The organism is Flavobacterium suncheonense GH29-5 = DSM 17707, assembly GCF_000430025.1.
In the GTDB taxonomy this organism is placed as follows: Bacteria; Bacteroidota; Bacteroidia; order Flavobacteriales; family Flavobacteriaceae; genus Flavobacterium; species Flavobacterium suncheonense.
Map to the genome: position 1 here is coordinate 1 of NZ_AUCZ01000034.1, position 2,680 is coordinate 2,680.

Here is a 2,680-nt window from a genome sequence, read left to right on the forward strand (position 1 = left end):
TTTCTAACTTTTCGGTATATTTGTGAACGTAAATCATTAACTGTCGCAACTTTGCCAAGCTGCAACACGTTGTAGGCAATTTTACCGCTACGTCGTGAAAAAAGTACTTATTAAAAATTCATTTTTATGATAAATAATACAATGAAATTATTTTTATTAACTTCAGTTTTGTTCATTTTTATTTCTTGTAAAGAAAGTAAAGAAACAAAAGAAAATGAAAATGAAACCAACCAAAACATAAACGGTTCAATAAGTGTACCTGACAAAAATAATGTTGAGGGTGAAATAAATAATTTGAAGATAGGTTGTGGTTTTAATTATAATCTAAATAAAACAGAACTTAAAATATATTACCCACGAGAACGAGAAATAAAAGTTATAGAAAACATTATTTCTTATTCTGGTTTACCATTAAATTTTGAAATATATAGTGGCGATATTCAGAATGCTGTTGCTACAATGATTGATAACAAACGTTATATTATTTATGATCCTAAATTATTAAGTTTTACAGATGAATATTCGGATAGTTATTGGAGCTCTATTTCAATATTAGCGCATGAAATTGGTCATCATTTATCTGGACATACTTTAAACAACAACATTAGTAACCATGATATTGAACTTCAAGCTGATAAATTTTCAGGTTTTGTTCTATACAAAATGGGAGCTACACAAGAACAAGCTACTAATGCTATGAACTTATTAGGTAGCGAAGTTGATTCAGAATCACATCCAAATAAAAGAAGAAGAATTCAGGCAATATTAGATGGTTGGAATGAAGCAAGTAAACAAAGATATCAAGGAGCGATACCTCCACCACCAAATGACAAACCTGAAGATTTTTATGAGTTTACAACTCCTATGCTAATAACTAAAGAAAAATTAGATTTTGCTAAAGAAAATTATCCAGATTGGTACACTAACAACAATGAATATTTATTTGGTGTAGTTACAGAAGTTGATTTAAAAGAAGGCTTTTTTAATATTAGAATATTAAAATCTACAAAAGAATTTCAAGAAGGTTTTAGGAAGATTGAAAATGAAGATTGGAAAGTTTGGATTGACACATATCATTTTGGTGAAGATAATGAAATGTGCCATGCATGTCAATTTAATTTTGAATCTTTAATTGTGCCTGGAAGAAGATTAAAATTTTCAATGGTTGAAAGCTGTCCTGACTGTGGTACTTCTATGAATGGAGTATGGTTTTTAACATATGCTAAAGCAATGGACAATTCATCTTTTTAAAAACCAAATAAATATAAATTATGAGAGATTATGGAATGCTTTTAGAAAAAACTATTGAGGAATATTGGGGACAACCTAAAACACCAATCTATTTCGCAAACCTTTATGGTGACAAATTTGAAATGCGTGCAATTTTATTTTCGTTGGTAACATTCGAGGTTAATTATAAGCCTTCTGAATACACTGAAGAAGAATTACGTATTTTAAAGGAATATGAACAAAAATGTTGGAATGAAAATCAAACGCATAACGATAATATTTCAATACTTGAATTTTTAGCGAAACATAGGAAATTAATTTAAAAACTGCCTACAACAGCGGTTTTAAGAAATTGGGGTTTGGGTGTGTATCGGGAGGAGCCAGTGCTTGCACTTCTCTCCTATTTTTGAGCTTTTTTCTTTCAAACTTTTCGGTATATTTGTAAACAACAGTAACAAAAATCCCCAACTTCTTAAAGCCGGCGGGACGTTAGTTGCAATTATGAAAAACGCGATAATCATAGCATTTCTAGTTTTCTTTTTAACAGCTTTTACAAGTTGCAATAAAGCCTATAATAAAATTGAAATTACATTCTCAAAATCGGATGTTAAAGACACAATTCCAATTAGATATAGTCTTCTTAAACTCTTAAATGAAGATTCAATTATTTTCGAAAAAAAAGTAATTGATGATATTAAAATTGGAGAAAAGTATGTTCTTGATAGTCTACCAAACGGAAATTACATTTTAGAATATAGTGATATTAAAAGTGATATCCATGCAAGAAAAATAAACTTGAATAATAACAGCGTTTATAAATCAACTATCATATATGATTCACTTCCTCTTGAAAAATATTATAAATACGCTCCATTAAATAATTTAAAAAAAGGAGAATCTTATAAACTTTTTACTTGGGGAAATAGTTGTGCTAGGATGGAATCATTTTACGAGATTAAAAACATCAATGGTAAATATTTTTTAAATTCTAATGTCGATAATAAACGACTTTTGACTGATGATGAAATAAAATCGATCAAAAAATTTGAAGCAGAATTATACGCTTTAAATGGAAAAGGAACATGCAACAGTACTGCACGAATGGATTATGTAATAATAAAAGGGATTAAAAGAGATACAATTATTGAAAAAACTTGTAATTGGAAAGGTTATAATCTTTTAATGAGTAAATTATATAACAGCAACTAACAGCGGTTTAAAACCATTGCTGGTTCGGTGTTTAATAGGAAGAGTCAGTGCTTCCACTTTCTTCTCCGAAGTCAGGTTTTTTCTTTCTAACTTTTCGGTATATTTGTCAAGGCTTGTGACAAAAATTCGCAACGGTTTCAAGCCTCAAAACGTTGTGTATAATTGCGCCGTCTCCGAAGTTTTTGCGTTTATGAATCCCTAAGTATTTTTTTGGAGTAATAATTTGAAGGTTCTTGGAACC

General features: G+C 29.4%; 3 protein-coding genes. All 3 read left to right on the plus strand.

What is annotated here, in order from left to right; genetic code table 11:
* Positions 1–126: 126 nt before the first annotated feature.
* The 3 genes from G498_RS15455 (at position 127) to G498_RS0109855 (ending at position 2,439) form a co-directional block, all read left to right on the plus strand.
* The gene (locus tag G498_RS15455; protein WP_131387724.1) at positions 127–1,251 is read left to right on the plus strand and encodes a M48 family metalloprotease; all 1,125 of its coding nucleotides are present in this window, start codon (positions 127–129) and stop codon (positions 1,249–1,251) included.
* 20 nt (positions 1,252–1,271) lie between these two features.
* Positions 1,272–1,553 (plus strand): hypothetical protein, encoded by a 282-nt coding sequence (locus tag G498_RS0109850; protein WP_026981006.1) that lies wholly within the window; start codon positions 1,272–1,274, stop codon positions 1,551–1,553.
* Positions 1,554–1,731: 178 nt separating this feature from the next.
* The gene (locus G498_RS0109855; RefSeq protein ID WP_131387723.1) at positions 1,732–2,439 is read left to right on the plus strand and encodes a hypothetical protein; all 708 of its coding nucleotides are present in this window, start codon (positions 1,732–1,734) and stop codon (positions 2,437–2,439) included.
* Positions 2,440–2,680: the final 241 nt, after the last annotated feature.